Raw genomic sequence first — 25,798 nt, forward strand, 5'->3', positions numbered from 1 at the left:
CGAGGACTGGTTCGTGCAGGCCACGGAGCAGACCGCGGACGGCCTCCTGGTCCACGTGCGCGGCCTCACCGAGCTCGTGCGGGACACCACCGCGAGCTTCTACGCGAGCCTCGACGACATCCAGCCGCTTGATCCGGCCCAGGCCACCGTGGTCGCCGACACCAGCCCGCACTACCGCACCGCGCGGCTGTGGCTGGAGTCCACCTTCCGCAAGACTCCGATCCCCCTCGGCGACCGCTCCCTGACCGTCGCCACCCAAGGCCTGGCCGACGCATTGAGCTACCAGCAGGCCGCGGTCCGGAGGGCCTTGGATCCGGAGAATCTCCGGCCCAGAATTCTCCTTGCCGACGCCGTCGGGCTGGGCAAGACGCTCGAGATCGGCATGATCCTCTCCGAGCTGGTCCGACGCGGGCGGGGCGAGCGGATTTTGATCGTCACCCCGCGGCACGTGCTGGAGCAGATGCAGCACGAGATGTGGACCCGCTTCGCCCTTCCCTTCGTCCGTCTCGACTCGGCCGGGATTCAGCGCGTGCGGCAGAAGCTGCCCGCCACGCGCAACCCGTTCACCTACTTCAAGCGCGTCATCATCTCGATCGACACACTGAAGTCGGACCGCTACCGGGCGAGCCTGAAGAAGCAGAAGTGGGACGCCGTCGTGATCGACGAGTCCCACAACCTCGCCAACAACGCCACGCAGAACAACCGGCTCGCCCGCATTCTCGCGCGCAACGCTGAGGCCCTCATTCTGGCGTCTGCCACACCGCACAACGGCAAGAAGGAGTCATTCGCCGAGCTCATCCGGCTGCTTGATCCGTCCGCGGTGCCGCCGTCCGGCGAGCTGAACGCGAAGGAGATCGAGCACCTCGTCATCCGGCGGCATCGGCACAGCCCCGAGGTGGAGTCCGTCGTCGGTTCTGATTGGGCGGAGCGGCAGCCACCGCACAACGTGCTGGTGCCCGCCAACCCAGCGGAGAACGCGATCGCCCGTGAGCTCGAGGACGTCTGGCTGTGGCCGGAGGGCGCGAGCCCCTACTCGGGCCAGAACTCCGCGCTGTTCCCGTGGACCCTGGCCAAGGCGTTCCTCTCCTCCCCCGCCGCCCTCCAGGAGTCCATCAAGGAGCGCACGAACCGGCTCGGGCCCGACGCGAAGGCGGACGTCGAGCGCGCCGCGCTGCAGCGCCTCATGGAGCTCACCGACGCCGCGATGGCCCAGCCCTCCGCGAAGTACGCCGCGCTGGTGAAGCACCTCAAGGAGATCGGCGTCGGCAGGAACTCTCCGATGCGAGCCGTCGTGTTCGCCGAGCGGGTCAAGACGCTGCACTGGCTCGCCGAGAAGCTGACCATGGACCTCGGGCTCTCCGAAGGCGCCGTCCAGATCATGCATGGCGGGCTGGCCGACGACGAGCAGCAGCGCGTGGTCCGGGAGTTCAAGCAGGAGAAGGCCGCGGTCCGGATCCTGGTCACGGGCGACGTGGCCTCGGAGGGCGTGAACCTGCACGCCCAGTGCCACGAGCTGGTGCACTACGACATCCCGTGGAGCCTGATCCGCATCGAGCAGCGCAACGGCCGCATCGACCGCTATGGCCAGAAGCACCCGCCGCGCATCACCGCGCTGCTTCTCGACCCGGCCAGCGAGCGGTTCGCCGGGGACGTCCGCATCTTGCGCAGCCTCATCGAGAAGGAGAGCGAGGCCCACACCGCTCTCGGCGACGCCGCCTCTCTCATGGGCATCTACGACGTGAAAGCCGAGGAGGAGCAGATCCGCAGCGTGCTGGCCCACGAGAAGTCGCTCGACGACGTCGTGCGCACTCCCGCGCAGGTCCAGGCCTCCGGCGATCTCGCCAGCCTGTTCGCCCAGCTCAGCACCGCTGCCCCGGCACCGGAGCCGACTGCGACCACCACGAGCTCGCCCGGCACCGGCCTCTTCCCGGACGACATCGCCTACCTCGACACCGCTCTGGCGGCCGCGTTCATCGACCCGACTGCCCCGCCCTCGAACAGCGGCGTGGGGTGGCGGCAGGACACGACCTTCGGCACGGCGTCGCTGATCCCGCCAGACGACCTCGCCCAACGCCTGGAAGTCCTTCCCCAGACCTACCTGAGCGACCGCAAGGTCACCTCCGAGCTCATCCTGGCGACGACGATCTCCCGCGGGAAGGACCGGCTGGCCGCCGCGCTCAAGGACGAGAAGGGCTCGAACTGGCCGGACGCCCACTACCTCAGCCCCCTGCACCCCGTGCTCGGCTGGGCGGCGGACCGAGCCCTGTCGGCCTTGGGCCGCAACGAGATCTTCGCCGTGCGCGGCGAGGTCGACGACCCGACGGTGCTGCTGCTCGGCACGCTCACCAACCGCAGCGGTGAGATCGTGGCCGCCACCTGGCTGAGCGTAGCGTTCCCGGATCCGGCCTTCGCGCTGCTCACGCCGCACGAGTCCGCGGCGGACATGCTCGCCTCCGTCGGCTGGGATCGCACCCGCTCCAACCCCGGCGGCGTCGAGTCCGCCAGCGATCTGCAGCGGCTCGTGGGGCCGGCGGTCGAGAAGGCGCAGGCCCAGATGGGCTCGCTGGTCGCCGCCAACTCCGCGGACGTGGCCCGTCGGGTCGACGACTGGTCCCAGCGCCTCGACCGCTGGGACGCCCAGGCCGACCAGGTCGCCCAGCACGCCGGCCTCAAGCAGCGCCGGGTCACCGTGGCGCAGGAGCGCGAGCTGGTGGAGGCCATGAAACCGGACCGGCAGCTGGTGCGCCCGCTGTTGGTCGTCGTGCCGGAGAACGGAGCGCAGGCGTGAGCGGGTCCGACGCGATCATCGTCGGTGAGAGCTGGATCTCCGAGCACTACTTCGGCTCCGAGGCGGCCTCGCAGTCCTTCCATGCCGAGGTCGTGGCGAGGCGCAAGACGTGGGATACCGAGGAGAAGGCCGGCCGCCCGACGCCGCGCTCCCGCTTCACCAAGGTCCGGCAGAAGCTGGAGACCGATCTCGCCGCGCTCGCCGAGCAGGCCGACCCGCAGGCGGCCGTCGTCCACGACGACGAGACCGTCGCCAAGGCCGCCCGCGAGGTCTACGACGAGATCGTCTCGGTCCTGGAGCTGCGCGGACACGGCCTCCAGATCGCCGAGGACGGACCGCTCCTGCGCATCTCAGCGCCGGGCATCACCGACCGGGCGCCGTTAGCTGTGGTGCTCGCGCGCCCCGCGGTCACCCACGAGGACGCCCTCGCGAAGGACGCGCCCACCCTCCTCCAGCCGGTGGCGCTGACCGAGGACGGCGACGAGTTTACCTCGGCCGCCCGGCTCGTCTCGGCCCTGTTCGTCGACGAGACCGCCGCCCCCGACCTCGCGCTGATCCTGGCCGGGCGCTGGATCATCCTCGCCGAGCAGGAGCGCTGGGCCGAGGGCCGCTTCCTCGCCGTGGACCTGCAGCTCATCTGCGAGCGCAACGAGTCGAAGCGCGGCGGGGAGATCGACCGCGCGCTTACCTGTCTGTCCGCCGAGTCCGTCGCGCCCGACGCCGCCGGGAAGCTCTGGTGGCTCGAGACCCTCGAGAAGTCGGTCAAGCACACCGTCGGGGTGTCCAAGGATCTCCGCGAGGGCGTGCGGCTCTCCATCGAGATCATCGCCAACGAGGTCGTGGCCCGGCGCCGTGACAAGGGGCTCGAACCGCTGCCCGGGTCCGACGCCAACGACCTCGCCAAGCAGTCCCTGCGGTTCCTCTACCGCGTGCTCTTCCTGCTCTACGCGGAGGCCTCCCCCGAGCTCGGCGTGCTGCCCGCCGGAGCCGCGGAGTACGACGCCGGTTACAGCCTCGACCGGCTCCGCGAGCTCGTCCAGGTCGAGCTCGCCACCCCGCGCGCGAAGGCCGGCACCCATCTCTACGAGTCGCTGTCGGTGCTGTTCCGGCTGGTCGACACCGGGCACGCCCCGGAGCGTGTGATCGAGATCCCTGACAACGACTCCGACGTCGCCGCCTCCTCCGAGGGTCTGACCTTCAACGCGTTGCGCGCGGACCTGTTCGCGCCTAAGGCGACTGCCTTCATCAACGACGTCGGGCTGGGCAACGCCGCGTTGCAGAAGGTGCTCGGTCATCTACTGCTCAGCAAGGAGCGCAGCGGGAAGGACCGCGGCTTCATCTCCTACGCCGAGCTGGGCATCAACCAGCTGGGCGCGGTGTACGAGGGCCTGATGTCCTACACCGGCTTCTTCGCCGAGACCGACCTCTACGAGGTGGCGAAGGGCGGCGACAGCAGCAAGGGCTCGTGGGTCGTTCCGGTGAGCCGGTCCGAGGGCATCGCAAGCGCCGACTTCGTCAAGGCCGAGGACCCGCTGACGGGTGAGAAGAAGCCGGTCCTGCAACGTGCGGGCTCGTTCGTCTACCGGCTCGCCGGGCGGGAGCGCCAGCAGTCGGCCTCCTACTACACCCCCGAGGTCCTGACCCGCTTCACCGTCGGTCAGGCCCTCGAAGAGCTCCTCGACCAGGACGGCGAGCGCACGAGCGCCGAGGAGATCCTGAAGCTGACGGTCTGCGAGCCCGCCCTGGGCTCCGGCGCCTTCGCCATCGAGGCCGTCCGCCAGCTCGCGGAGCAGTACCTCAAGCGTCGGCAGGAAGAGCTTGGTGAGCGCATCGACCCGGACGAGTACCCGCGCCGATTGCAAGAGGTGAAGGCCTACCTCGCCCTGCACAACGTCTACGGCGTGGACCTCAACGCCACCGCGGTCGAGCTCGCCGAGATCTCCCTCTGGCTCGACACCATGGTCTCCGGCCTCTCCGCCCCGTGGTTCGGCCTGCACCTGCGCCGCGGCAACTCCCTGATCGGCGCCCGCCGCGCGGTGTACCGCCGCAGCCAGGTCGCCGACAAGAGCTGGCTCTCGGCTGTTCCGGAGGACCTCCCGCTCACTTCGTTCCCCACCGACATCGAGGCTGGGCGAATCGCCTCCGACCTCGGCGACGGCATCCATCATTTCTTGTTGCCTGCCGATGGCTGGGGCGCCGCCGCCGACGCCAAGGAAGCGGCGAGCCTCGTCCCGGACGCGGTGAAGAAGCTCAAGACCTGGCGGGGGTCGACGAAGGCCAAGCCGACCAAGGCCCAGGTCGCGGCGCTGGCGGAGCTGGCGAACCGCGTGGAAGCGTTGTGGCAGATCAGCTACCGCCGCCTCCACCTCGCCGAACAGCAGATCCGCCGCTCTATCCCGGTCTGGGGCGCAGGCTCGCTCCCCGCCGGTGGTGAGGTGACGCGCGAGGAGATCGAGGCCTCCCTCGCCGACGAGTCCGGCGCCTACCGCCGGCTCCGCCGTGTCATGGACGCCTGGACCGCCCTCTGGTTCTGGCCCCTCGCCGAGACCGCGACGACCGTGAACGGCAAGCGGGTCAACCCACCCACTGTGGAGCAGTGGATCGCCGGGCTTCAGGCGCTGCTCGGACGTAACCCGGAGTTCGGCAAGGAACACACGAAGAAGGCCGCGAGGACGGCTGGGCAGATCACTCTCGGCGAGGCGACCGGTTGGGACGAGCTCGGCCTCGCCGAGGTGTCGGAGCTCGACTTCGCTGGCGCCCGACCCATCGAGGCGGTGCTCTCCGAGCATCCGTGGTTGGTGGTGTGCCAGCGAGTGGCGAAGCAACAAGGCTTCTTCCACTGGAACCTCGACTTTGCCACGGTGTTCACACGAAACGGGTTTGACCTGCAAGTAGGAAATCCTCCATGGGTTCGGCCACGCTCCGACATCGACGCACTACTCGCCGAGAGCGACCCGTGGTGGAAGCTCACCGCCAAGCCGAGTCAGAACCTGATCGCGGAGAAGCGGGCGACGACCCTTGCTCTCCCGGGGGCGCTCGATCTGGTAGTAGAAGGCACTACCGATATCGCGTGCACCGCCGAGTTTGTGGGCTCGCTAGCGCAGTACCCCTACCTGCAGGGCTTCCAGCCCGACCTCTACCGCTGCTTCCTAGAGCAGACGTGGCGAGTTGGTTCGGGCCGCGGCACCATCGGACTAATTCACCTTGACACTCATTTCACGGACAGCAAGGCGGGAGCGCTACGCGCCGAGATATACCCCAGACTGCGAACGCACTGGGAGTTCAGCAATGAGCTTCAGCTGTTCGAAATGGGAAATCAGCGTCATTACAGTGTAAGCGTCTACGGGAGACCTGGCGTTGTGAGATTCCGCAACGCAGTGTCCCTCTATCACCCCGACACAGCGATCCGCTCCCTGATCCACGACGGATCCGGCCCCGAACCCGGGCTCAAGGACGGGGACGGGAACTGGGACCAGCGCCCGCACCGCGGACGGATCACCCACGTCAACAACGCGGTACTGGCGACTTGGCATTCGGCCCTAGAAAAGCCAGAAACCCCCATAGCGCAGACCCGCATGGTATATGCGGTTAACCACGCGGCAGCCTCCGTGTTGGACAAACTAACCCAGGCCCCTCGAATCAGTGAATTCGGACTTCGATTCTCTCGAGGTTGGGACGAAAGCATAGACCGCAAGAAGGGCTATTTCGAGACCGACTGGGGCGCCCCCGAGTCGTGGGACGACGTGATCCTACAAGGGCCCCACCTGTACGTCGCCACGCCGCTCAACAAGACTCCTAACAAGACCTTAATTAGCAACATGGATTGGTCGTCCACCGACTTCGAACAACTTGCAACAGACACCATTCCAGTTACTGCGTACAAGCCAACCGGTGACCGCTACAAGTACGACTGCGACTACACAGATTGGGGTGACGAGGAGGCCCCTGATCCAGCCCGCGATCACTGGCGAATTGCCTGGCGAAACATGGGGGTCAACACCAACGAGCGAACGCTTATTTCGGCGCTTATTCCGCCTGGCCCAGCCCATATTCACGGCGTCTCATCGGCAGGCTCGACGGGCGACTCACTGACTGATGTTGTTACTGTGAGCGGATTCCTCAGCTCGCTCATCTGCGACTTCTCGGTTCGCGCTACACCGAAATCGACTATTAGCATGGGCACAATCAACCGGCTGCCCTGGGCGGACGGTCATCTACGGGGCAGCTTGGCGTTACGAACCCTTCGCCTCAACGCAGTCACGGGTGTCTACTCCGATCTGTGGTCACAGTGCTGGTCGCCAGAGGCCACCCTTGACTCCTGGACCGGCGGCCCCGCCCACCCGCGTCGCCCCGACTTGGGCGCTGTCGGACCAACCTGGACTCCCGACACTCCGCTCCGCATCGCCGCCGATCGTCGCCAAGCGCTCGTCGAGATCGACGCACTCGTGGCGCTGATGCTTGGCCTCACCGCCGACGAGCTCTGCACGATCTACCGCACCCAGTTCGCCGTTCTCTACGGCTACGACCGCAATACGTACTTCTACGACGCGAACGGGCGGCTCGTCCCCAACTCAGTGCTCACCGTGTGGCGGAAGAAGGGAGAGCGGATCACCGAGGAGGAGCGCACCGCCACCAACCAGGCCGGGAACACCTACGTCTACGAGCTTCCCTTCGTGACACTCGACCGCGAGAAGGACATGCGGGTGGCGTATGCGGAGTTCGAGCGGCGGCTGGCGGAGCGCTCGTGAGTGAGCTGCTGCCGACAGTCCAGGCCGGGAACATCCGGCACAGCCTGGTCGACTACCTCACCACCACATTCGGCCTCACCGACCCTGGTTCCCGCGACGCGCTCGATCGCTTCCTCGGCGATCCCGAGTCCGGGATGTTCAAGGGGCCGTACGTGAGACTGCGGCTGCCGTTTCGGCCAGCGGACGAAGGCTGGCGGGAGTCACTCGAGTGGTATGAGGGCTTCACGCCCTACGGGCACCAGGCGGCGGCGTTCGCGCGCCTGTCGTCGTTCGTCAACGAGCGGCCGCAGCCCACGCTCGTCACGACCGGCACAGGGTCCGGCAAGACGGAGGCGTTCCTCTACCCGCTCCTTGATCACGTGCTCCGCGCACGGCGCGAGGGCGTGACCGGGACGAAGGCGCTGATCCTCTACCCGATGAACGCCCTGGCCAACGACCAGGCGTCCCGCCTCACGAAGCTCATCACTGGACACAAGGCGCTGCACTCGGTCACGGCGGCGCTCTACACCGGACAGGACGACGCGCCCCGGACGCTGGTCACCGAGGACGGGCTGATCACCGACCGCGGGATCATCCGGGACGAGCCGCCGGACATCCTGCTGACCAACTACAAGATGCTGGACCAGCTCCTGCTGCGGCACGCCGACCGCGACATCTGGCGCAGGTCCGCCACGAGCCTGCGCTACCTCGTGCTCGACGAGTTCCACACCTACGACGGTGCGCAGGGCACGGACGTCGCGATGTTGCTGCGTCGGCTCGGGATGACGCTCAAGAGCTACTGGTCCGACGAGGATCCCCACCTCGGCGAGGACGACAGAGCGCGCCCACTCGGGCGGATTACGCCGGTCGCCACGTCCGCGACGTTGGGCGACAAGGGCGATCCCGCCGTGATGCTGGAGTTCGCCGAGACCGTGTTCGGCGAGCCGTTCGGGCCGGACGCCGTCGTCACGGAGTCGCGGCTCGCGCAGGACGAGTGGGCTGCGGGCTCGACCACGATCACCTCCGCGATGGGCCTCGCGCCCAGACCGATCTCCGAGCTCGAGGTCGCCGCGGCGAATGCCGCGCTCGACGACCTCGGTGACGATCCCGACGGCGGCGTGCTCGCGCGAACCACGTTCGCGCTGCTCTACGGCCAGGAGCCCGAGGCCTTTGCCAGCGCAGGCGACGACCTGCTGCTCCGGCTGAGCCAAGCCCATCCACTCGTCGCGGCCATGACCCGCGAGTCCGGCGACGCGATCAGCTTGACCGCTCTCGTCGAGCGCGTCGTCGGGCCGGCGGCTACCCCGAGCCTTGCGGCGACGGGACGCGACTCGGCGTGGGAGAGCCTGCTGTCCCGCGTCGTCGCCGCGCTCGGGCACGTCCGCGCCACGATGGACCGGGCCGCACTGTCGGTGGAGGCCCACCTGTGGGTCCGCGAGCTCACCCGCATCGACCGCGCCGCCGACCCGACCGCCGTGTTCCGGTGGGGCGACGACGGCCCGCCGACCGGTGTGCACGACACGGAGGACGTCCGGCCGTCGTTCCCGGCGCTCTACTGCCGGCGCTGCGGGCGGTCCGGGTGGGGCGTCGGGTTGGCGCCGGTCGGCGGCAGCCTCTCGACCGACGACGACTCCATCCGCCGCGACCACGCCAACCGCGAGGGCCGCTTCCGCCCGCTGATGTCCGCCGCGGCGGAGGCCGACGCGGTCTTCGGCGGTGCCGCGCCTGCCGCGGGCCTGGCCTGGTTCTCCGTTCGCAGCCGCGAGCTTCTCACCACTCCCCCGGCCGAGGACGATCCGGACCTGCGCGACGGCTGGGTGCTGCCCGTCCTCACCCACGCCGGCAAGGAGGCGGATGAGGACTCCCGCAAGGACACGTGCCCGGCCTGCGGGCAGGAGGACGGGATCCGGTTCCTGGGCAGCGCGATCGCGACGCTGCTCTCGGTGTCGCTGTCCACGCTCTTCGGCTCGGCGCAGATCGCGCCCAGCGAGAAGAAGGCACTGGTCTTCACCGACTCCGTGCAGGATGCTGCGCATCGCGCTGGGTTCGTGCAGGCCCGCTCGCACACCCTCACCCTGCGCGCCGTGCTGCGCGAGGCGGTCGCGGACGGGCCTCTCACGCTCGACGGCCTGGTCGACGAGGTGATTCGCAGCGCGGGCGACAAGACGTTCGCCCGCTATCGCCTCCTCGCACCGGACTGCGCCGACCGCGAGTCGTTCACCCCGTTCTGGACGACGGAGACCTTGCGCAAGGTGCCGACCAGCGTCCGGACGCGCGTGCGGAAGCGGCTCGCACTCGACGCGATGTTGGAGTTCGGGCTCAACTCCCGCACCGGCCGCACCCTGGAGCTGACCGGCTCTGCGGCCGTCGGGGTCGAGGCCGGGCAGCCGCCGAAGATGATCGCCGCGGCGCGGAAGGTGTTGGCCGGGGTCGCTGTGCAGACGCAGACCGACACCGACGACGGCGAGCGGCCCGACGTCGTCCTCCTCCAGTGGGTGCGCGGGCTGCTCGACCGGATGCGGTCCCTCGGGGCGATCGAGCACCCGTGGTTCGAGCGCTACCGCCAGGAGGACGGCAACCGCTGGTTCGTCACCGGTGGCCGTCCACCGCGCTCCGAGGGGATGCCTGCCTTCCCGAAGGGGCGTCCCGCACCCGGCTACCCCCGCATCGGTGGCAGCGGGGACCCCGCCGGGGAGGGGTTGGAGCCGGTCACCCCGCCGAAGTCCTGGTACGCGCAGTGGACCTCCCGGGTGCTCGACGTCAGCCCGACCGACGGCGGCCGGCTCGCCCGGCTGCTGCTCGACCAGCTCGTGCGCGACGGGGTCCTCAGCTCGATCACCAGCACGTCCGGGGCCGCGGTATTCGCCATCCCGGCGGGCGGCGTCGTCGTCAGCCCAACATCGGCGGACGACCTCGCGGAGGGCCGGCACCTGCTCGTCTGCAGCACCTGCCGGGCACCGGTCACCGGCTCGGTGACCACAGTCGAGCAGCTCACCGATGCCCCGTGCATGCTCGTGACCTGCACCGGCCGACTCCGGCCGAGCCGCCTCGCCGAGAACTTCTACCAGCGCCTCTACGCCTCCCCGGACATGCGGCGCGTCGTCGCGCGGGAGCACACCAGCCTCCTCGAGGACGAGGTCCGCCTCGACTACGAGAACGGGTTCAAGGGCGCCCATACGAGCCCCGCCGCGCCGAACGTCCTGGTGGCCACGCCGACCCTCGAAATGGGGATCGACATCGGCGACCTCTCCGCCGTCGTCCTGGCCTCGCTGCCGCGCACCGTCGCCTCCTACCTGCAGCGGGTCGGCCGTGCGGGCCGCCTCACCGGCAATGCGCTCAACCTGGCCTTCATCACCGGCCGCGGCGAGCAGCTGCCCAAGCTCGGCGACCCACTCTCGGTGATCAACGGTGAGGTGCGCCCGCCGGCGACCTACCTGCGGGCCGAGGAGATCCTGCGCCGCCAGTACACCGCGCACTTGGCGGACGAGTTCGCCCGCGACGAGACTCGGCCGCACCCGAACCGAGCGCGCGGAGCCATCGGCGCCAGCACTCCCGGCACCTTCCTCGGCGACCTGATCAGCCATGCCGAGACCCACGCCACGGAACACCTCACCCGGTTCCTCGCCGCGTTCTCGTCGCTGCCGGCCGACGTCGTCGAGTCCCTCCGCGACTGGCTCGCGACGCCCGGAGGACCCGGGACGAGCGCGTTCGCCGCGCACCTCCACGAGGCGAGCGGTCGCTGGCAGGCCACCGTCGAGGAGCTGCAGCACCGCAGGAAGACGATCGACGACGCGCTGCCCGCGCTCGCCGCGCAGGCGAACTCCCCCGCCGCCACCGACGACGATCAGCGGGCCCTGCGCTCGGCGGAGACCGCCCGCAAGCTGACGGTCGGCCAGCTCGCGCATCTGCAGGGCGAGTACTGGATCGGGGTGCTTGAGGAGTACGGGCTGCTGCCCAACTACACGCTGCTCGACGACAACGTCACCCTCGACGTCGGGCTGAGCTGGATGAACCCCGACACGAAGACCTTCCAGACCGACCACGCCCGGCTCCAGCGCGGCTCCGCGCAGGCCATCCGGGAGTTCGCGCCCGGCGCCCGCTTCTACGCGCGCGGGCTGGAGATCACCATCGACGCCGTCGACCTCGGGGTGGACGGGGTCGGGATCCGGCCGTGGGTGTTCTGCCCGGCCTGCGGTTACGCCGTCGACGTCGCGGTGGAGGGGAAGACGACGTCCGTCTCGTCGTGCCCGCGGTGCGGCAGCAGCGGGGTCGGCGACATGGGGCAGCGGCTCGACGTCGTCGAGCTGGCGCACGTCACGGCGGAGATCCGGCGGGACGAGGCGACGATCACCGACCGGCGCGACCAGCGGGACAGCCGCTTCTTCCAGGTCGTCACGGCGGCGGACGTGGACCCGGCTCACTTCGGGGACCGCTGGTTCGCCGAGGACGTCGGGCTCGGCTGCACGTACCTAACGTCGTTGACGATCCGGTGGGTCAACCTCGGCACGGCCGGGCACGGCGCCACCCGCATTGTGGCCGGCGAGGAGATCTCAGGCGCATTGTTCCGGGTCTGCGAGGGCTGCGGGAAACTGGACACGGACGCCGGGCAGAACCAGGCCCACGAGCACCGGCCGTGGTGCCGGTACCGCACCTCGCCCGCCGAGCACACCACCACGGTCGCCCTGTCCCGGACGCTGCGCACCCAAGGGCTCCTGCTGCGGCTGCCGAGCGCCGTGACCATCGGAGACGACTTCGCCGCGCCGAGCCTCGCGGCCGCGCTGCTATTGGGGCTGCGCGAGCAGCTCGGCGGACACCCGGACCACATCCGCGTCGAGCACGTCGTCGACCCGACGTTGAGCGATGGCTCGGAGAACCACGAGGCGATCCTGCTGCACGACGCCGTCCCCGGCGGCACGGGTTACCTGGCCGAACTGGGCGGTGAGCAAGCGCTGCGGAGCCTCCTCGCCACGGCGTGGGAGCGGGTGCGGGACTGCGAATGCCGCACCGAACCTCGGCTCGCCTGTCACCGCTGTCTGCTCCCGTTCGTCGCGCCCGGCCAGGTACGACGGGCGTCGCGGGCGTCCGCGGAGCGACACCTGCGAACGCTGCTCGGCTTCAAGCCCGAGGACACGAGCCTGGACCAGGTGGCTCCCTGGTCGGTCACGAAGGTGCCGCCGCCCGAGGACCCCGAGTCCCACCTCGAGCAGCGGTTCCGCAAGGTGTTCGTCGAGCGGCTGAAGAAGATGGGGGCCGCGACGCAGGAGGTCCCCGGGCCGTTCGGCAACTCCGTGCGGTTCACGATCCCCGGGCAGCCGCGGCTGTGGACGTTGACGCCGCAGGTCAACCTGGAGAATTCGCGCCCGGACTTCGTGCTCGAGACGAACGACGCCTCGGTGCCTGCTGTCGCGATCTTCACCGACGGGCTCGTCTTCCACGCCACCGTCGCACACAACCGGCTGGCGGACGACGCCTCCAAGCGGCAGATCCTGCGGGACACCGGGCGGGTGGTGGTGTCGGTGTCGGCGAAGGACGTGCTCGCCGCGGAGAGGGGTGAGCAGACAGCGCCCTCGTGGTACTCGGACGCGCTCGTGGGTCCGCTCCAGGCGATGCCCCAGTTCATGGCCTCGCCAGCCGCGTACAAGGCGCTCGCACTGGGACCGGTCGACTGGCTGCTCCGCTGGGTCGAATCACCGGAACCGGTCCACACCGCCAGGGCCGCGAGAGCGGTTCCGATGTTCTTCCGTTCGAGCACACCCGTCCCGTTGGCGGAGGGGGTAGACCTCCACGCAGCCGCTCGTTCGACGCTCCTCGGCGGGCCCTCGCCGGCACCCGGGGACCGGCTGGCTCAGGTTTGGCGTTCGGGGGCCCTGGCGGTCGCCGTAGAGCTGTCGGGTGAGCTCGTCAGCGTGGCCGTTGTGCTCGACGACCGGGACTCCACGCTGGACGCCGCGCACGCGGATTCCTGGCGCGCCTGGCTACGCCTGTCGAACGCCCTTGCGCTCCGCGACTGGCCCACCGTCGTCACTACTACCACGCTCGCCGACGCGACCGCCGTCTCCGTTCCGGTGACGGCGCCCGCCGCCTCCGACACCACCGTCGATCTCGACGAGGATTGGGCGCGCGCGGTCGACGAGGCGCAGCCCGGCTCCGAGCGCGAGCTCGTCCTGGCGCTCGCGACTGCCGGCGTCTCGCTTGCACCAGTGATCGGCGACGAGGGCCCCGACGGCATCATGATCGATGTCGCGTGGCCGAGCCTGCACGTCGTCGTCGCCACCGACGGCATGGCCGCCGAGGACCGAACCGACCTCGAAGCCGCGGGCTGGATCGTCGTGCCGCCGGATCCGGCGGCCATCATCGCGGAGCTGAGCAAGACCGGTGCCGGCCGGGAGGGGTCCGAGTAGTGCCCACGCTCATCATGGCCAAGTGGCCGAAGAAGCTGGACGGCTCGGTGCGGTCCAAGGCCATGGCCTTCCTGCAGAAGCTCTCGGCGGACGACACCACAACGGGCCTGCACGTCGAGCCGATCCAGGGGGCCACGGACCCGCGGGTGCGCACCGGCCGCGTCGACGACTTCTGGCGCGCCGTCATGTTCCGCCTCGACGGTGAGGGTGAGCGTCACTACGTCATCCACGGCGTCTGGCCGCACGACGAGGCCATCGCGGTCGCCGAGCGCGTCCGGCTGAAGGTCAACCCGATCAACGGGCTGCCTCAGATCGAGGCGACCCCCGCGCCCAGCCCAGAGCAGGCCGCGGCTCAGCCTGAGCCGGTCTCCCCGGATCCGGCCGACACGACTCCTCCCAGGCCGGCCACGCCCGCGCCCGAAGACGTTCCGCCGATCGAGCCGGTCGTCGAGGCGACGGCGCCGCGGAAGCCGCTCCTCGTCCGACGCGGCCGGACGCGCGCCGAGCTCGTCGAGCGCCTCGGCCTGCCCGAGGACATCGCCGACGGCGCCCTTGCCGCCACGGACGAGGACGCCGTACTCGCCCTCGCGCAGCGCCACGAAGGCTGGATCGGCCTGCTCCTCGTGGACCTGACCAGCACGGACTCCATCGATGACATCTACGACAAGCTGCAGCTGGACGCCCCGGCTCCCGCCGCGGGCACCGATGACGAGAACCTCCTCGAGTCGCTGCGGAAGCCGGCCGCGGCGGCCCAGTTCGCATTCATCGACGACCAGGACGAACTGCGCCGCGTCATCGAGGACGGCGACTTCGGCGCCTGGCGGGTCTTCCTGCACCCCGAGCAGCGTCGCTACGTCGACCGCACGTACAGCGGCCCGTTCCGGCTGTCCGGCGGCGCCGGGACCGGCAAGACCGTCGTGCTCGTGCACCGGGCGCGGCATCTCGCTCGGCGGAACCCCCAGGCCCGGATCGTCCTGACGACCTTCACCACGAACCTCGCCGACGCGCTGCGCGAGAGCCTCGCTCAGCTCAATCCCCGGGTGCCACAGGCGGCGAAGCTCGGTGACCCGGGCGTGTTCATCGCCGGGGTCGACGCGCTCGCCGCCGCCGTCATCCGGGGCGCCGGAAGCGGAATCGCGGGCGCGGTGTCCGCTGTGCTGGGCGAGGAACGGTCGAGCCCGAACGGCCGCGTGCCCGGAACCCGCTGGCGTGCCGTCCTCGACACCGCAGGCACCGACCTGGCGCCCGAGATCGCCAACGAGAACTTCCTGGCCACCGAGTACTCCCTGATCGTCCTGCCCAACAGCGTGCAGAACGAGGCCGGCTACCTGCGGGTCCGCCGTCCGGGCCGTGGACTGGCGCTGGACCGCGCCAAGCGCGCCGCGGTGTGGTCACTCGTCTCCGCGTACCGGGCGCAGAACCGTATCGACGGCACGCTGGACTTCGGCGAGGCCGCCGCCGTCGCCGCGGCTCACCTGCGCGAGACGGGCCCACTCGCCGACCACGTCCTCGTCGACGAAGGCCAGGACCTCTCCCCCGCCCACTGGCAGTTGCTCCGCGCCTTGGCCGTCGACGGCGCCGACGACCTATTCCTCGCCGAGGACTCCCACCAGCGCATCTACGGACCACGCACCGTCCTGGGCCGCTACGGCATCAAGATCGTCGGCCGGTCCCGTCGCCTCACGCTGAACTACCGCACGACTGCGCAGAACCTGCACTACGCCATGTCGATCCTCGACGGCGGATCCTATGTGGATCTCGAGGAGGAGCCGGAAGCGACGGGCTACCGCTCGGCCCGCACGGGCCCCAAGCCGAGCATCGACCCAGTCACGTCGCTGACCGGCGAACTCAACACGATCGCTGCCCGCATCAAGGGTTGGCTCGCCGAGGAGACGACACCCGAGACGATCGCCGTCATGGTCCAGGACCGCTTCCAGCGCGAGCGCGTGGTCACCGGCCTCGCCGAGCGCGGCGTCCCCGTCCGCGCCGTCGACCGGGAGCAGCCGCCGAAGGGGAAACCGCTGGTCATGACCATGCATCGGGCGAAGGGAATGGAGTTCACTAAGGTCGTCCTCGCCAGCGTCGCCCAGCACACTGACGCCGAGACCGCCCGCCTCGCCGGCCTGGACGAGACAGGTCGCCAAGACGCCGAACTCCGCTCGCGCTCCCTGATCTACGTCGCCGCCACCCGAGCCCGCGACGAGCTGTCGGTGATCCAGCGATCTTCCTCTTCCGCGGCCCGGACATGAGTCCACGCCCCTCGGCTGACGGAACCCGCAGGCCGTGGCGGGTCCAAGACATGGAGCTGGCGCGGGGCCTCTGGCAGGGGCTGAATTCTGAGGCCAGGGTGTTTCTGACGCTCCTGGCCATGCGTCCCGATCATCGCTTCCTCGCCGAGACGGTCGTCGCGGTGGGACGGCTTGATCGTGCGTCCAACCATCTCCACTCAGTGCTGAGTGGGGCGGGGACATTTTGCAAAGGGCACGGCATCGAGCAGATCTGGCAGTACGATAACCGCACACCCCGCAGCTACTGGATGGACCAAGTACAGGCCGAGCTGCTCTTGCAGGCGCGCAGAGCGGACGTCGAGCAGGGCACGCTAGGCGCCTTCGGCGATGATCTCGGGTTCTTCTCCGGACAGCTGACCCATCTCACCGAAGCCGAGACTCGGGGAGAGCAGCGAGCGCTCCGCCTACGTCTACTGAGGGGCCGAAGCAGCGCGACCTGTGCTCTCTGCTCGCTGGACTTCCCGAGTACCTTCCTCGTCGCAGCACACATCAAGCAGCGGAGCGAATGTACGGAGAACGAGCAGCGGGACTGGAATAATATCGCGATGCTCGTCTGCCTCTTTGGCTGCGACAAGCTGTACGAGGACGGATTCGTCTCCGTCGACGGTTCCGGAGCAATCCGAGTGCGCGACTGCTCCCCAGGGCCGGTTCTCAAGAAACTGCAGTCACTGCAGGGCGGGAGGTGTCTCGCATTCACCCAGCGGAGCGCCGGCTACTTCGCCTGGCATCGGGAGAACGTCTTCGTCGCCGCCTGAGCCGCTTCACCGACCTGCACGCACGCTCATCCACACCGCGACATCCATGACGCGGAGCGAGGAGATGTCGGCGATGCCGCCGACCTCATCGCGAAGGTCGGCGACAGCGCGCTGTCGGTTCTCCTCGCGCAGCCAGGTCCACCAACAGGCCCAGAGCCCGCGGTCACGGCCCAGCCGTTGGCGCACCAGGTCGTCGTCGATCGGGAAGAGGTGCGGGCGCTTGCGCGCCAACAACTTGGAGGCGGTGGTCGGGCCGACACCGTGGACGGAACGCAGAAGGCTGTAGAGCTTCTGGGCCGGCGAGCTCTCGTCGAGAGCACTCCAGGCCACGTGGCCGATATCGCTGTCCGCCGGGATGGAGGACAGCAGTCCTTCGATCTCCTCGGCGTGGGTTTCGAGGATGTCGATGACCAGCTGCGGCCTGTCGAGCCCAATGCTCAGCAGTGGTAGCGCCACGAGATCCGCCGCTGTGATGCGATTGGCGACGGACGCCGCGTCGCCCCGGCCGGCGATGTTCTCGAACCGGCGTCCGGCGTACCGGGTGCCACAGAAGTAGGTACGGAGACCACTGACTGCCTGTAGCCGGCGCTCGCCGTCGAGGTACCCGTCCAGCACCGCATGCGACGTCGTGAACTCGGAACTGTTCGGCTCATTCAAGGTCATTTCGCCTCCTCACACGACCGACCGGGCTCGTCTAGCGAGCCGGGACGGCCAGGCGCTTCCGCGCCCGATCCAATTGCTCGGGCGTGAACAGCTCGACGAACCGCGGCTCGACGGTCAGGGCCTCGACGCTCAGGTCCAGCCGCCCCTCGTCCCACAGCCGGACGAAACCGTCGCTAGGGGTCGGCGAGCCGAGCAGGAGGCGGGCAGCGCCGACCGCTCCATGAACGTGTGCCATGTCCTTGAGAACGACCGGGTTGTAGCCGACCTCCGTGCGGCACCGCTCGATCAGCGTGAACAGGGCATGGTCGAACTCGCCGTCGTCCTCCGACGCGAGGTCGACGGGCTCGACCGGAGCGAGGTCAGCGTCACGGTCACCTGAGGCGACCTCGTTGCGCCTGCGCGCGGAGCCGAGCAGCGCGTCGACTGAGGTGAAGACCTCGTAGCCGAGCTCGGCGAGCCGAGACAGGTCGGCCTCGTCCGGGTCGAGCTCCAGCACGACCGGCGAGCCCTGCCCAGGCTGCAGACCGTCCGGCCAAAACGCCTCGGCGACTGCGAGTACCCGCCCCGTCTCCCGGTCCGCGATCTCGACGTCGAGGCTCGGCCGCACCGCTCCAAGCTCGACGAGCTCGTCGATCAGCGCCCGGACCTGTGCGGCCCGCGGGCCGACCTCGTCCTGGTCGGTCTCGACTTCGACACCGCGCAGCTCCTCGTTCGGGCCCCACGGACGGCGACCAGTGACGAGCTCGTCGAGAAACTCGCCGGTCGCGCTCGCCAGCAGCTCGCGACGCGCGGCGAGGAACTCTCGGTAGTTGCCGATCTCCCACAGCGCGGGATCGGCGGGCAGGAACTGCGAGGCGGCGACCGCTGGATCGATCGCCGCGAGGTAGTCGGCGGGCAGCCGCGAGGCCAGCTCGACCGCCGAGGACGGGGTGACAAAGGCGAAGTTGGCCACGGCATTGCGCTCGGCCGACGAGTACCCGGCCTTGGCCAGCGCGGCTTTCGGGAAGACCTCGTGGACCTGCACCGCCGCGGCGTCCTGCCCCAGGGCGCGCCCGCTCACCAGATCCCTGGCATGGCGGACCCGCGTGATCAGGTAGACCAGTGGGTAGGAGCGCGAACCGCGGTTCGCGCCCTCGAAGTCCTGGGCATCGACGGTGAGTCCGCCCCTGCGGGAGCGCGCGAGAGTGGCGATCAGCGCGTCGATCCCGCCTTTGTCGACGACCTCGAGATCCTTGGCCAGGAACGTCTCCGTCGAGCCCGCGAAGCGTCCGCGCAGCGCGGCGTGGATGAACCAGAACAGCGCTTTGTCCGCCTCGGCCCCGTCGAGGAACCGACCGCCGCGGTTCTGCAGGAGCCGGGACAGCACCGGGAAGGCGTACCGCCCCATGAGCACCCGGTCGTGATCGAGCCCGAGCCGGGTGGAGGTGAGGTGCAGGAGGTGGTCGATGTGGTGCAGGGAGCCGTGGAGCGCGTCCTGGAACTCCCCGGCCGAGACGTCCTCCAACGCGGAGAACGGAGCGCGGCCGGTAGCCACGGCATTCGCGTTGCGCAGCAGCCAGTCCGGGGTGAACCCGAACCCGGCTTCCCGCCACCGCTCGATGTTGCGGCGCATGGTCGGACGGGCGTCCGACCACTCGGCACAGATCCTGGCCAGCGCGAGGTCGCCCTTGGACAACTTCGTCCCGCCGGAGTTGGCCCGGTTGAAGATGTCGACCACGACGTCGACGGTCTTGTCCGCGCCAGTGATCTGCTCGACATGGAACTCGCGGTCCTTGACGTTCCGCAGCCTGCCCAGCCGGTTGAAGTACTCCGGCAGGTCGGGGCGCACCCAGTTGAGATCGATGAGCGACGCGAGTACCGCGCCCTCGCCCTCTCGGAAAAGCGCCGTCACGTCGATCCAGAGCGGGTCGTCCCGCATCTTCGTGGGTGCGTGAAACTGGAACACCTCGTCCCGCAGGTGGAACCGCAGGCCTTCGAAGACCGTCGGATCGCCTTCGAAGAAGAGGGGCGCCGCGCCGCGGATGATGCCGTACAGCGTCGTGACCCGTTGCTGTCCGTCCAGCAGGAGCTGCTTCTGTCCGGCGGTCGACGCACTGCCGCGGACCGCCTGCCCTGCCCCCTCGGTCTCCCAGACGAGCAGCGCACCCACCGGGTAGCCGTGGTAGAGCGACCGCATCAGACCGCGCACCTGGTCCCGGTTCCAGACGTACCCCCGCTGGAACTCCGGCAGCTGCATGGTGCCCGCGTCGATCTGGTCCAAGATCGTGCTCAGCTTGGCCAACGTGCCCCCCTTGCCAGTGCTCGCACCCTAGCGACAAGATCACCCTCAGCGGGCTCTCACCCAGCCGGGGTAGCCGCATCGAGCTTCTGGCCCATCGTGGCGGGATCGACCGCGCTCCGCTGACGTCATTACTCGTTCGAGTGGCACCTTCCTCACCACATCGATGCTCTTGAAGCCCATCGATTTGAAGCGTTCGGACCCGGGAGGATCGCGCTTACTGGAATGTGCCGAGAGGCTTCCGCTATACGGCTGGGTTGCCTCTCATCGTCGAGGACCTCCGAGTCGAGCCGATCAGCTCGCCTCAGGCGCTTTGAGCGCGACGCTTGAGCAACTGCCCTACGCGCTGACGTGACAGGTCGAGCACGTCTCCGATCGCGCGGAGCGGCAGCCCGGCCTTCTGCATGGACTGGATCGCTGTGGCGCGGGCGTCGTCGCGCGTGGCTGTCAGCTCGGCCATGCGGGTACTCGGCAAGTCGTTCGTCCCACTCGCGGAGCCGTTTGAGGGCGAGGGTGTACTCGTTGTCGCCTTGGACGTAGTGCCAGGTCAGGTCGAAGTCGCCCGGCTCGCAGTCGCAGAAGGTCGCGACGAAGTCGCGTACTTCTCGCTCCAGCTCGGCGAAATGCTCGACGTCCGTGACGTTGTTGGTGCGGGCCGGCAGTCCCTCGACCGTCGCTACCCAAAGAGTGCCCTCTCGCTCGACGCGTACGGGATAGGTCGGACGCTCGGCCATCACTTCTTCTCCGTCCACTTCTCACCGAACAGGGGCACGAGCGCGTCCTCGAAGGACCGCAGGACGGCCCAGGACAGCTCCCGGGGATGGGTCGGTCAGCGAGAACCCGCCCACCTCCACACCGTCGGAATCGATCAGCGCATACCAATGGTGCGAGCCCTTGCCCCTGCCGGGCACGTCCTCGACCACCAGCCCGTGGCGACGCGCAACCTTCCGCGCGAGCTGCACGGCTTGCGCCGGCTTCATCTTCCGGTCGACAACAGAGTAGGTATCTAGATCCGCTGGTGGGTCCGCCGCGGGAGCGAACGGGTGCCCGGCTCCCCCAGCGGGGGGGGCGGGTTGAGCGGCAGCATCGCTGGGAGCCATGGAGCCTCTGATCGGCGGGGCGTGCGGGGTCGGCCGTCGGCACGACGGCTGACGGCGCCCGCTTCACGCTGTCGTGAGGTGAGCGCGAACGCCCTCGTTCGCAAGATCGTCTGGTCGCGCCCTCGCGACCGCGGAAGGGAACCTTCTGCATATCTTGCTCCGGCACGGAAGCACCGAACGGCGAGTCGTTCGCAGTGCACCATCGACGAGTCAGTCGCCGGCGCAGCCGACTCCGTCTCCGTCGCTGTCGAGACCGGGTCGATAGCCGGGGTCACCTCTCCGGATCGGGGCGGCGCCGGCTTCTCGCACGGCGGCGCAGTTCTTGTAGTAGACCGACGCGGGCGGGGCCGGGTCGGCGGTGCGTTGGCTGTTGCGGTTCGGGTCTGGGTCAGGCTGGGGGTTCGGGCGGGGCTTCGGCGTGCCCGCCGGCCTGGTGGTCGTCGTCGGGGCCGGCCTGCGCGTCGTCGTGGTCGGCGCGGTCGGGGTGGGGCTCGGGGTCCAGCGGACTGACGTGGTCGGCGTCGTCGTCGGGGTGCCGAGGACGGCCTGGGTGGCCGTCGGGGTCTCGTCCTCTCCCCCGCCACTGCAGGCGCGGATCAGGCCGCCGAGGAGGAGGACCAGCAGGATCAGGCAGCCGCAGCCGGCCGCGGGATTCTGCTTCTTCGCGGCCATCACCGGACGCCCGCGAACGAGGGGCGAACAAGGGCGAGCGGGGACGAACGAACGACGAGCACGTCGGTGTGCCTTCCGAGCAGATCGTGCGGGGAGCCGGGGAGCTGACGAAGGGCTCGCGGCGCGTGGTCGTCGCGTTACGGGTTGTCCACAGTCACGCGCGAGCGTCCGAGCTGTCCACAGATCGATCAAAGTCCGTGGCGGAGGCGAGCGACCGCAGGTCAAGCTCGCCCCGTGACTCCTTCGGCCCTGTTCGGTCGAGCCTCCGCACGACGGCTCCCGAAGACGGAGCGGCGCCCGGCGAGGCTCCTGGGACCACAGCGCCCGAGGAGGACTCCCATGACCGACTTCGACGACCTGCCTGTCCTGCTCACCGTTCCGGCCGCCGCTCGGATCCTCGGGATCAGCCGGGCGGCCGCGTACCGCTACGTCGACAGCGGCGTGCTGCCCTCGAAGCGGCTCGGCGGGCGGATCTACATCCCTCGGGACCGGCTGCGGGAGATGGTCGAGGCATCGTGAGCGGGCGGACGAGCGCCCAGCGTGGGTTGCGCGGGACCGTCTATCAGCGGGGCGCGAAGTGGGCGTTCATGATCGAGCTGGCGCCCGACCCGCTCACCGGGAAGCGGCGGCAGCGGGCGAAGTCCGGGTTCGAGACCGAAAGCGAGGCCTGGGACGCGCTCGCCGAGGCGAACGGGGAACTGCGCACCAACACGTTCGTCGCCTCCTCCACCCGCACGGTCGCCGAGTTCTTCGAGGAGTGGCTGACCACCGCGGCGATGACGCTCAAGCCGACAAGCCTCGCCAACTACACCGCCTTCGCCCGTGCCTACGTCATCCCCGTGATCGGGACCCGGCGGCTGCAGTCCATCGAGCCCGCCACCCTCACCGCGTTCTACCAGCATCTGCTCACCTCCGGGCGGCGCAAGCGCGACACCGATTCCGAGATGTATGCGCTGTGGAGCTGCAGTCCCGAGGACGCACGGATGGGGGCGGCCGAGATCGCCCGGCGAACAGGCGTCTCCTACTCAGCCGCGAGCAACGCCGTCCGCCGCTACCGCAACGGAAAGGTGCCCCTCCCCGTCGATCCCGGCCTGTCCGCGCGAACCGTCACCTCGATCCACGTCATGCTGCGGCGGGCCTTCGCCGACGCCGTCGAGCTCCGGTACCTCTCGACCAACCCGGCCGCCCGGGTCCGCCCGCCTCGCATCGACCGGCGCGGCCACATGACCTGGACTCCGCAGGAGCTGGGCCGGTTCCTCGCCGCAGCCCGGAGCGACCGCTTCTATGCCCTCTGGGTCCTGCTCGCGACGACAGGGATGCGGCGCTCCGAGGCGGTCGGGGCGGTCCGCTCGGCGTTCGATCCCGTGGCCGGGACGCTTACCGTCGTCAGCACCCGGGTCGTCGTCTCCGGGCGGGCGAAGCGCTCCGACGGGAAGTCGCGCCGGAGCCGCCGCCTGCTCGGGCTCGACCCGACCACCGTGCAGGTCCTGAACGAGCACCTCGCCGAGCAGGACGTGGAGCGGGCGGCCTTCGGCTCCTCTTACCACGACGAGGACCTGATGTTCTGCTGGCCGGACGGGCGCCCGCTCCACCCCGGCGCGGTGTCCGTGCGGTTCCAGCGGATCGTGCGGGAGACCGGGCTGCCGCGGATCCGGCTGCACGACGTCCGGCACACCTACGCGACCATGGCGCTGCGGGCCGGGGTGAACCCCAAGATCGTCAGCACCCGGCTCGGGCACGCCACCGTGGCCTTCACCCTGGACACCTACACCGCGGACATCCCGGAGCTTGACCAGGCCGCGGCGGTCACCATCAGCAACCTGTTCCTGCCGCCTCCGGACGAGGGGCCCGAAGCCATGTTTACCGATCCGCTTACAGAACAGCCTCCGGGCTGACCCCGGAAACACCGAAGGGCCCCTGAACCTGCTGGTCAGGGGCCCTTTGGCTGCGTGGGCGATACTGGGATCGAACCAGTGACCTCTTCGGTGTGAACGAAGCGCTCTCCCCCTGAGCTAATCGCCCGCCGTCACGGGAGGAACCCTACATCACCCCAGGATCGGGCTCTGCAACCAGGTCCACTCCTGCAGCCCCACCCAGCCCGCGACCAGCCAGAACGCGTTCAGCACCCACAGCGTGCCGACGACGATCAGCCCGGTCGCGGTGAGCACGAGGAGCTTCACGACGAGGTTCTGCCGGCCGAGCCAGTCGGTCCAGGCGTCGTACTTTCCGCGGGCGAAGGTGAGCACGCGCTTCGCCCAGGCGAACTCGGACGCGAGGATGGCGAGCCCCACGAACACGATCGCCCAGCCCGGGCCCGGGTACGGGATCGCGACGATCCCGCCCGCGAGCACGAGGGTGCCGAGCACGCCGATGGCGACGCGGTAGGTGCGCCGGGCGGTCGGGCGCTCGTCGATGCGCGCGCGGAAGTGCCGCAGCCGGTCCTTGAGCGCGTCGAACCGGCCGCGTTCCTGCCCCTCCTCGCCCCGCGAGGTCTGCTCGGTGCTGATCAGATCTCCACCCGCCCGCTCGCCACCACCTGGGACGGCGTGTCCGGAGCGACCCGACCGGGTTCGATCGAGATCGCGAACTGCGCGTATCCGGCCCCGCCGGCCGCCGACCCTACCGACTGCATACCCGCGGTGTCCTCTCGCACGTCGAACGTGCCGAGCGGCGCGGGGGTTCCGTCCGCCGGGAGCCCCCAGAGGACGTAGACGCGGTCCGCGCCGTTGGCCGGCAGGGCGACCGGCAGGACCATCTGCTCGGAGCCGTGCATCATCACTGCCGCGACGACCGGCCCGCCGCCGGCCGGCGCCAGGAAGGCGTGCGTGGTGCCCGGCTCGGCCAGCTGCTGGAACATCGTGACCATGGCCTGGGCGCGAGCGGCCTCGGCGTCCCGCTCCGCCTTGAGCCGGGCGCTGTGGACGCCGAGCCCGGCGATCGCGGCCAGGGCGACCAAGGCGGCCGTCGCGACAGCCACCACCCGGCCGCGGACGCCTCGGCGGGCCCCGCGGTCCGGCCCGGACCCGGCACCTCCCGACGGAGCGGCGCCGGACGGGCCCCCGCCCGTCGGGCCGGAGGTCACCGGACGGCGCGGCACGGCCGGGCCGCCGGGCCCGCCGCCCGATCCGCCCGTTCCCCCGGTCCTGCCCCCCGGCGGCGCGGCCTGTTGGGGGGTCCGATGCTCCTGCGGCGTGCGCGCGGCGGCGTCGAGGATCCGGTCGCGCAGGTCCGGCGGCGGCTCGCTCGGCTCGACGGCCCCGCCGAGCGCGGCGAGCGTCTCCTCCGTCTCCCGGACGAGCGCGCGGCACGCGGCACAGGTCGGGAGGTGCCGCAGCACCTCGGCCTCGTCCTCCGGTTCGGCCGCCCGCAGCACCCAGGCGACCACCTGCTCCTCGGTCGGGCAGTCCCGCGCGTGCGACCCGGTCATCGCGCACCCCCGTCCGTGAGCCGGCCGTCGGCGACCGGCGGGCCCAGCGCGGTCCGCAGCCGGGCCAGCCCGGTGAACATCCGCGACTTCACCGTCCCGAGCGGGACGCCGGTCAGCGCCGCGACCTCCCGCTGGGTGTAGCCCCCGTAGTAGGCGAGCGCCAGGGCCTGCCGCTGTTCGGGGGGCAGCCCGCCGAGGGCGTCCCGCACCTGCCCGGCGACGACGGCGCCCAGCGCCTCCTGGTCCGCCCCCGGCCCCACCGGCGTCGGGGCGTCGTCGGTGTCCTCGACCGACACCGTGCGGCGCCGGACGGCGGCCTCGCGCCGCACGGCGTCGACGGCCTTGTGGTGCACGAGCGTCAGCAGCCAGGTCGCGAAGGCACCGCGCCCGGCGTCGAAGCGGGTGGGGTCACGCCACAGCGTGAGGAACACCTCCTGGACGACGTCCTCGGCCAGCCCGTCGTCCACGCAGATGCGACGCGCGAGCGACCAGGCGGGGCGACCGTAGCGGTCGTAGATCTCGGCGAGGGCCCGCTCGTCCCCCTCGACCAGCCGGGCCACGAGGGCCGCGTCGGCCCCGGCCCGCCCGGCGGGCGGGCGCGGATCCCGGGGACGCCCCCGCGGCGGCCCGGCTCCGTCGGCGACATCCGCCACCAGCGCGTCCCTCACAACCCCGTGTTCGACGCCGGCGTGCGGCCGG

The 25,798-nt window shown here is 70.1% G+C and carries 15 protein-coding genes and 1 tRNA gene; 8 read left to right on the forward strand and 8 right to left on the reverse strand.

Going from position 1 to position 25,798, the window contains the following annotated elements; all coding sequences use genetic code 11:
- The first annotated feature begins 13 nt into the window (after positions 1-13).
- The 5 genes from ABD990_RS07725 to ABD990_RS07745 are packed head-to-tail and all read left to right on the forward strand — an operon-like array spanning position 14 to position 16,959.
- Positions 14-2,788 carry a helicase-related protein gene (locus ABD990_RS07725; protein WP_345379348.1) on the forward strand — a complete coding sequence of 925 codons (2,775 nt, stop codon included), beginning with the start codon at positions 14-16 and terminating at the stop codon, positions 2,786-2,788.
- On the forward strand, positions 2,785-7,536 hold the full coding sequence (locus tag ABD990_RS07730) for a class I SAM-dependent DNA methyltransferase (protein ID WP_345379349.1): 4,752 nt from the start codon (positions 2,785-2,787) through the stop codon (positions 7,534-7,536). The genes ABD990_RS07725 and ABD990_RS07730 overlap by 4 nt, the downstream gene beginning before the upstream one ends.
- The gene (locus ABD990_RS07735) at positions 7,533-13,916 is read left to right on the forward strand and encodes a DEAD/DEAH box helicase (RefSeq protein ID WP_345379351.1); all 6,384 of its coding nucleotides are present in this window, start codon (positions 7,533-7,535) and stop codon (positions 13,914-13,916) included. Before ABD990_RS07730 ends, ABD990_RS07735 begins: the two co-directional genes overlap by 4 nt.
- Positions 13,916-16,165 carry a UvrD-helicase domain-containing protein gene (locus ABD990_RS07740; protein WP_345379352.1) on the forward strand — a complete coding sequence of 750 codons (2,250 nt, stop codon included), beginning with the start codon at positions 13,916-13,918 and terminating at the stop codon, positions 16,163-16,165. The genes ABD990_RS07735 and ABD990_RS07740 overlap by 1 nt, the downstream gene beginning before the upstream one ends.
- A gap of 50 nt (positions 16,166-16,215) precedes the next feature.
- The gene (locus tag ABD990_RS07745; RefSeq protein WP_345379353.1) at positions 16,216-16,959 is read left to right on the forward strand and encodes a hypothetical protein; all 744 of its coding nucleotides are present in this window, start codon (positions 16,216-16,218) and stop codon (positions 16,957-16,959) included.
- 6 nt (positions 16,960-16,965) lie between these two features.
- Here the strand turns inward: ABD990_RS07745 and ABD990_RS07750 are convergent, their stop codons facing one another.
- The 3 genes from ABD990_RS07750 to ABD990_RS07760 form a co-directional block, all read right to left on the reverse strand.
- Positions 16,966-17,622: a DUF6308 family protein gene (locus ABD990_RS07750; RefSeq protein ID WP_345379354.1), complete on the reverse strand. Its 657-nt coding sequence runs from the start codon at positions 17,620-17,622 to the stop codon at positions 16,966-16,968.
- A gap of 31 nt (positions 17,623-17,653) precedes the next feature.
- On the reverse strand, positions 17,654-19,903 hold the full coding sequence (locus tag ABD990_RS07755; protein WP_345379355.1) for a GmrSD restriction endonuclease domain-containing protein: 2,250 nt from the start codon (positions 19,901-19,903) through the stop codon (positions 17,654-17,656).
- Between the two features lie 301 nt (positions 19,904-20,204).
- Positions 20,205-20,360, reverse strand: a complete 156-nt coding sequence (locus tag ABD990_RS07760; protein WP_345379356.1) for a hypothetical protein — start codon at positions 20,358-20,360, stop codon at positions 20,205-20,207.
- Between ABD990_RS07760 and ABD990_RS07765 the strand changes: the two genes are divergently transcribed.
- Complete coding sequence (locus ABD990_RS07765) at positions 20,359-20,910, forward strand: hypothetical protein (RefSeq protein ID WP_345379358.1); 552 nt, start codon at positions 20,359-20,361, stop codon at positions 20,908-20,910. The two genes, ABD990_RS07760 and ABD990_RS07765, sit on opposite strands and share 2 nt — an antisense overlap.
- Before the next feature lie 300 nt (positions 20,911-21,210).
- On the opposite strand, the gene ABD990_RS07770 is transcribed toward ABD990_RS07765, so the two are convergent.
- The gene (locus ABD990_RS07770; RefSeq protein WP_345379359.1) at positions 21,211-21,672 is read right to left on the reverse strand and encodes an excalibur calcium-binding domain-containing protein; all 462 of its coding nucleotides are present in this window, start codon (positions 21,670-21,672) and stop codon (positions 21,211-21,213) included.
- A gap of 339 nt (positions 21,673-22,011) precedes the next feature.
- On the opposite strand from ABD990_RS07770, the gene ABD990_RS07775 reads away from it, so the two are divergent.
- Both ABD990_RS07775 and ABD990_RS07780 read left to right on the forward strand, forming a co-directional pair.
- Positions 22,012-22,191 (forward strand): helix-turn-helix domain-containing protein, encoded by a 180-nt coding sequence (locus ABD990_RS07775; RefSeq protein WP_345379360.1) that lies wholly within the window; start codon positions 22,012-22,014, stop codon positions 22,189-22,191.
- Positions 22,188-23,567 carry a tyrosine-type recombinase/integrase gene (locus tag ABD990_RS07780; protein ID WP_345379361.1) on the forward strand — a complete coding sequence of 460 codons (1,380 nt, stop codon included), beginning with the start codon at positions 22,188-22,190 and terminating at the stop codon, positions 23,565-23,567. The genes ABD990_RS07775 and ABD990_RS07780 overlap by 4 nt, the downstream gene beginning before the upstream one ends.
- A 55-nt stretch (positions 23,568-23,622) precedes the next feature.
- Here ABD990_RS07780 and ABD990_RS07785 read toward each other — a convergent pair.
- From ABD990_RS07785 to ABD990_RS07800, 4 genes are all read right to left on the reverse strand, one after another.
- Positions 23,623-23,694 (reverse strand) — tRNA-Val (locus ABD990_RS07785).
- 23 nt (positions 23,695-23,717) lie between these two features.
- Positions 23,718-24,269 carry a TIGR02611 family protein gene (locus ABD990_RS07790; RefSeq protein ID WP_345379546.1) on the reverse strand — a complete coding sequence of 184 codons (552 nt, stop codon included), beginning with the start codon at positions 24,267-24,269 and terminating at the stop codon, positions 23,718-23,720.
- Positions 24,179-25,099, reverse strand: coding sequence for an anti-sigma factor domain-containing protein (locus tag ABD990_RS07795; protein WP_345379363.1), 921 nt, complete (start codon positions 25,097-25,099; stop codon positions 24,179-24,181). Before ABD990_RS07795 ends, ABD990_RS07790 begins: the two co-directional genes overlap by 91 nt.
- The gene (locus ABD990_RS07800) at positions 25,096-25,752 is read right to left on the reverse strand and encodes an RNA polymerase sigma factor (RefSeq protein WP_345379364.1); all 657 of its coding nucleotides are present in this window, start codon (positions 25,750-25,752) and stop codon (positions 25,096-25,098) included. Before ABD990_RS07800 ends, ABD990_RS07795 begins: the two co-directional genes overlap by 4 nt.
- Positions 25,753-25,798 lie beyond the last annotated feature (46 nt).

It is taken from the genome of Pseudonocardia yuanmonensis, assembly GCF_039542425.1.
Classification (GTDB): Bacteria; Actinomycetota; Actinomycetes; order Mycobacteriales; family Pseudonocardiaceae; genus Pseudonocardia; species Pseudonocardia yuanmonensis.

What these genes read in the sequence shown, in the direction of transcription:
- ABD990_RS07745 (WP_345379353.1), top strand. Translation starts at nt 16,216, where the DNA reads ATGGAGCTGGCGCGGGGCCTCTGGCAGGGGCTGAATTCTGAGGCCAGG.
- ABD990_RS07750 (WP_345379354.1), bottom strand. Translation starts at nt 17,622, where the DNA reads ATGACCTTGAATGAGCCGAACAGTTCCGAGTTCACGACGTCGCATGCG.
- ABD990_RS07765 (WP_345379358.1), top strand. Translation starts at nt 20,359, where the DNA reads ATGCGGGTACTCGGCAAGTCGTTCGTCCCACTCGCGGAGCCGTTTGAG.
- ABD990_RS07760 (WP_345379356.1), bottom strand. Translation starts at nt 20,360, where the DNA reads ATGGCCGAGCTGACAGCCACGCGCGACGACGCCCGCGCCACAGCGATC.
- ABD990_RS07770 (WP_345379359.1), bottom strand. Translation starts at nt 21,672, where the DNA reads ATGGCCGCGAAGAAGCAGAATCCCGCGGCCGGCTGCGGCTGCCTGATC.
- ABD990_RS07775 (WP_345379360.1), top strand. Translation starts at nt 22,012, where the DNA reads ATGACCGACTTCGACGACCTGCCTGTCCTGCTCACCGTTCCGGCCGCC.
- ABD990_RS07795 (WP_345379363.1), bottom strand. Translation starts at nt 25,099, where the DNA reads ATGACCGGGTCGCACGCGCGGGACTGCCCGACCGAGGAGCAGGTGGTC.